This window comes from Mucilaginibacter sp. (assembly GCF_036383575.1).
Lineage (GTDB): Bacteria > Bacteroidota > Bacteroidia > Sphingobacteriales > Sphingobacteriaceae > Mucilaginibacter.
This window is the reverse complement of record NZ_DASVOB010000135.1, coordinates 1-5,516: the sequence shown is the minus strand read 5'-3', so window position 1 is coordinate 5,516 and position 5,516 is coordinate 1. Positions and strand designations below refer to the sequence as shown.

Below are 5,516 nucleotides of genomic sequence, written 5' to 3'. Positions count from 1 at the left end.
GGATTTACAGGACAAGTGCAACAGAAAATAACCAGTTGGTTTGGAGCCAGGATAATGTGAATCAAAATTATTATGACGTTGATTATGCCGGCAAATCCTTCACTACAGTAAGGGTGACATGGTAATCAACTCAAGAGAATATCTCCTTTTAACTTAAAACAGAATGTTTTTACAAATTGATTTGAGCCTCCAGAAGCTGTTTAAAAACTAAAAACGCGTCTTTGCTTCGCGAGCCCACAATCACGATTTGTTGACATACTATTTAAAATCGCCTTTTTTTAGGTTTTTCATAAAAAACAAACGCCCATAGCCCGGTAAAAACCAGGCTACGGGCGTTTCAATAATTTAAGTAAAAATTTATTCCAGCGTTATTTGCCTCCTGATACTTTCTTCAAGCGAAATGAAGGTTTCGGTACGTTGAATGCCTCTTACACCCTGGATCTGTTCGTTCAAAACTTCGCGCAGGTGAGTGGTATCATGACATACGATTTTAGCAAAAATGCTCCATTCGCCGGTAGTATAATGCAGCTCAACAATCTCTTTAATTGTTTTTAGCTGCTTCACCGCTTCATTATACTGAGATCCTTTTTCAAGGTAAATACCCAGGAATGCAGTGATGTCATATCCTAACTTTTGCGGATCTACCTCAAGGCTGGCCCCTTTTATTACACCCATCTCCTCTAACTTTTTCATCCGCACGTGTATGGTTCCGCCAGAAACAATCAACTCTTTAGCTATCTCGGTGTATGGAGTGGTAGCATTTTTCATTAATATTGATAAAATCTGGATGTCGAGATTATCAATTTCTAAATTTTGAGCTTTTCTGTGGGACATAAATTTGAATATCTATATTGAAATACAAGTTTAATTAAAATTCGATTAAAAATAAAATATTTTTGTTGAAATATTTGCAAGAAATAGATAGTCCTATTAAATTTGTATCAAGCAAAAGGGAAATGCTTACCTGTTCTTTAAACGATAAACAATGTTGGGTGGTGAAATTTTTGGCAGACACACCTCCTTGTCCCGGTGGCGGAGATTATGGAAAACCCGTAAGGGCTAACCACTCTGTGAAGGTTCGAATCCTTCCCCAACAGCAAGTTTAAGCACTAAGTTCAAAGTCAGAGGTCGAAAGGCTTAAGACTAAAAGCTTAGGACTTGAAACTTACAACACTGTAGGATGGTGAAATTTTTGGCAGACACACCTCCTTGTCGCGGTGGCGGAGAAATTGGGAAACTTTTAGCAATAAAAATAACCACTCCGTGAAGGTTCGACTCCTTCTCCTACAGCTCTTCTCATAATTTAGGTTTATAATTGGTTAGTAAAGGCCCCTGCCCATCAGGGGCTTTGCTGTTTTTACAGGTTTTTTTCGCGCCGTATCTCAGACAAAAAATAGCGTAAATTAGCATACCAAACCAATCCTGATGACACCTCCCGAATATATCAACGAACAACCGGCAGAAAAACAAGTGCTTTTAACAAGCATACACCATGCAATTACCGGTAACGATCTTTCAGTTATACCTGGTGTTGAAAGCATGATGGGCAAGCAAATGATCCTTTACAAAGAAAGGGGTTATATGAAATACGGGCTTGCAGCTGTCAAAAATCATATGTCGCTGCATTGTATGCCTATTTATATGAACCCGGCACTTCATGCAAAATATAGTACATTATTACCCGCAGCTAAATTTCAAAAGGGCTGTATCAATTTCAGCTATGCGACGGAAGTCCCTCCCGAAATAATTTCGGCACTTATTACTGATTGCTCCGCGATCAATATTGCCGATATGCTCGAAAACCGAAAGAAGAAATAATCCTTTTCGTACAAAGAGCGTGACAAAAACCGTCAAAATTACATTAAAAAATATTGTGTCATTTTTACACATTGGGTATTGTTTCGTAAAGATTTAGTTATAAATTTGGTAGGCAACAAATTATTGCAATCGATTGAGTAGATTGCAGCCGAAACCCTAAACATCAATATTTAAAACCAATTAATCCCAAAACCCACAATAAGTCGATATGAAAAAAATCGTCCTGATGGTTCTTGTGGCATTTAGCTGCATTTACTTATCCTGTAACAAAACACGTCCCAATAAACCACGGGTACTTATCTTTTCAAAAACCATGGGCTTCCACCATGCATCCATCGATGCCGGTATAGTAGCCATCAAAAAACTCGGTGCCGAAAACGGATTTGATGTAGATACCACAAAAAACTCGGCTATGTTTAACGAGGATACCCTTAAAAAATACTCAACTGTTATTTTTTTAAGTACCACTGCCGATGTGCTTGATTACAGGCAGGAAGCTGCTTTTGAACGTTACATACAGGCCGGAGGCGGTTATGTGGGTATTCATGCTGCCGCCGATACCGAATACGACTGGGGCTGGTACGGTCGTTTAGTGGGCGCCTGGTTTTATGACCATCCCGGCATTCATGATAAAAACCCCAATGTACAGCCCGGCACCTATAATATAGTTGATGCCAATAATGATGCAACTAAAGATCTGCCAAAAGTATGGAAACGTACCGACGAGTTTTACAGCTTCCGCAAACCACTGGCCGAAGATGTTCACGTACTCATCACCCTTGATGAAAGCACCTATAAGGGCGGTAAGCGGATGGGACTGCACCCGGCTACCTGGTTCCACGATTTTGACGGCGGCCGTGCATTTTACACAGCCATGGGCCATACAGACGAAACTTACAAAGAAGCCGGCTATCTGAAAATGCTGCTTGCCGGTATCAAATACGCCATAGGTGACAATAAAGAACTGAATTATGGCAAAGCAAAAACCCAGCTGCCGCCAGATGAAGACCGTTTTAAAAAGACACAATTATCAACCGGTGAGTTTTTTGAGCCTACCGAAATGACCATATTGCCGAACTTCGACATTATGGTGATCCAGCGCCGTGGCGAGATCATGCTATACAAGCATGATACCCAAAAGGTAAAACAGGTTGGCTTTTTTGATGTATACTGGAAAGCCCACGTACCTAATGTAAATGCCGAGGAAGGAATGCTTGGCCTTGCCAAAGACCCTGATTTTGAAAAAAACAACTGGATCTATATTTATTATAGCCCTGCCGATAGTTCGGTGAACCGCCTTTCGAGGTTTACGTTTAAAAATGATACGCTGGATAAGAAAACTGAGAAAGTTATTTTGGAAGTAAAAGCCCAGCGCGATATTTGCTGCCACACCGGTGGTTCGATAGCTTTTGGGCCGGGACCTGATAAAACCCTCTTCTTCTCGGCCGGTGATAACTCAACTCCGTTTGATGAAAAAGGACAAAAATATGTAAGCAGCGGCTATGCACCACTTGATGACAGGCCAGGCCACTTACAGTTTGATGCCCGCCGTTCGGCCGGCAATACCAATGACCTTCGCGGTAAAATTATGCGCATTAATCTTAAGGATGACGGCACATATGAAATTCCGGAAGGTAACCTGTTCCCAAAAGGCACGCCAAAAACCCGCCCCGAAATTTATGTAATGGGCGACAGGAACCCATACCGCATTTCGGTTGACCAGAAAAACGGCTACCTGTACTGGGGCGAAGTTGGCCCCGATGCGCACAATGACAGCCTTGACAACCGTGGACCAATGGGCTATGACGAAGTTAACCAGGCAAAAAAAGCGGGTAACTTTGGCTGGCCATATTTTGTAGGCGATAACAAACCATACCATCTTTATGATTATGCCACAGGCAAATCAGGACCGGCGTTTGATCCTAAACACCCGGTTAATAATTCGCGGAACAATACCGGCTTAACCGATCTGCCGCCGGCACAACCAGCATTTATCTGGTACCCTTATGGCCCATCGGCCGATTTTCCGCAGGTTGGTACAGGTGGCCGTAACGCTATGGCAGGCCCGGTTTATTACACCGATATGTTCCCGGAAGAAACCCGCCTGCCTGATTACTATAACGGCAAGTTTTTAGCGTACGACTGGATGCGCGGATGGATAAAAGCTGTTAGCTTAACTCCTGAAGGTGATTTTGACAAGATGGAGCCATTCTTCCCTAAACTGAAAGTAAACTCCATGATTGATATGGAGGTTGGCCCGGATGGCAGGCTTTATGGTTTGGAATACGGCAGCGGCTGGTTCTCACATAACCCGGATGCCGGTTTGTTCCGGATTGATTATATCTCGGGAAACCGCCCGCCTGAAATTTCATCCTTCAAGGCTGATAAAACATCAGGCGTGTTGCCATTCACAGTTAAACTTGCTGTTAAAGCCACTGATCCGGAAAAAGATAATATTTCCTACACCTGGAACCTGGGCAATGGTGTAACTAAAGAAACTACTACGCCATCGCTTAGTTATACCTATACAACAGCTGGGGACTTCAAGATCATTGTTGAGACAAAAGACGACAAAGGCGCATCAAGCAAAAGTGCACCTGTTAGCGTTTATGCAGGTAATGAGCAGCCAACAGTTAGTATCAATATTACCGGAGGCAATAAATCATTCTATCTGCCGGGTGTACCATTTAAATACGCAGTTAACGTAACCGACGGACCGGATACTAAATTAGTTGATCCAAAACGCATTTATGTTGGATTGGATTACATTGAAGGTTTCGACAAAGCACAATCGGCAGCCCAGCATGAACAGGGTGAACCCGAAAACCGCGGCAAAACACTTATGCTCACCATGGACTGCAAAAGCTGCCATAAAGAAGACGGTAAATCAATAGGTCCGTCATTTGTACAGGTTGCGGCCAAATACAAAAAAGATCCTAACGCCATGACCAAGCTTACCCAAAAGGTAATAAAAGGGGGCGCAGGTGTTTGGGGCGAAACGGCTATGTCTGCCCATCCAAACATTAAACAGGGCGACGTTGACCAGATCATTAACTGGGTGCTATCATTGGATAACAGCAATCAAAAACCATCTTTAGCAGCATCTGGTACTATTTTACCGGCTCCGCCAGAGAAACAACAGTCGGCAGCGTTGGTACTATCGGCCAAATACACAGATGATGGTGGTAACGACATCAAAAAACTAACCGGAAGCGCCATTGTATCATTAAACAGCAGTACTTATCAATTTAAAGGCACCGAAAAGTTCAACGGATTTACCGCCTTTAAATACAACGGTATTAATTTGATGATCTACCCGGGCACTGAAGGTTGGTTTGAGCTGGAGAACATCGATCTTACAGGTGTGCGTTCTATCAACCTTACCAATTTCTGGCAGGCACCACCAACCGCACCGCTTAATTTTGAGTTGAGACTTGACTCAGAAACAGGCACACTTGCAGGTAAAGGCAGCATGCCGGTGCCAGCCAAAGATGCCAAAGGCGGTGCTGTACACGTAACGCTCACCCCGGTAACGGATGGCAAGCTGCACAAGCTGTTCTTTGTATACAAACCGGCAAGTAAAGCGGCAATGACGGCTGGTGTAACGTCGGTAGTGTTTAGCGCAAAGTAAATTCAAAAAACCCTAAACCACCCGTCATTGCGAGGCACGAAGCAATCCCCAAGAAGCAGAGCGGCTA

At 43.3% G+C, this 5,516-nt stretch carries 3 protein-coding genes and 1 tRNA gene; 3 read left to right on the top strand and 1 reads right to left on the bottom strand.

Going from position 1 to position 5,516, the window contains the following annotated elements; translation table 11 throughout:
• Positions 1 to 357: 357 nt before the first annotated feature.
• Positions 358 to 834, bottom strand: a complete 477-nt coding sequence (locus VF500_RS04925; protein WP_090532141.1) for an Lrp/AsnC ligand binding domain-containing protein — start codon at positions 832 to 834, stop codon at positions 358 to 360.
• Positions 835 to 986: 152 nt separating this feature from the next.
• Here VF500_RS04925 and VF500_RS04920 point away from each other — a divergent pair.
• The 3 genes from VF500_RS04920 to VF500_RS04910 all read left to right on the top strand — a co-directional run bounded on the left by VF500_RS04920 (position 987) and on the right by VF500_RS04910 (position 5,449).
• Positions 987 to 1,097 (top strand) — tRNA-Asp (locus tag VF500_RS04920).
• 328 nt (positions 1,098 to 1,425) lie between these two features.
• Positions 1,426 to 1,818, top strand: coding sequence for a DUF1801 domain-containing protein (locus VF500_RS04915; protein WP_330858610.1), 393 nt, complete (start codon positions 1,426 to 1,428; stop codon positions 1,816 to 1,818).
• Positions 1,819 to 2,026: 208 nt separating this feature from the next.
• The gene (locus tag VF500_RS04910; RefSeq protein ID WP_330858609.1) at positions 2,027 to 5,449 is read left to right on the top strand and encodes a ThuA domain-containing protein; all 3,423 of its coding nucleotides are present in this window, start codon (positions 2,027 to 2,029) and stop codon (positions 5,447 to 5,449) included.
• Positions 5,450 to 5,516: the final 67 nt, after the last annotated feature.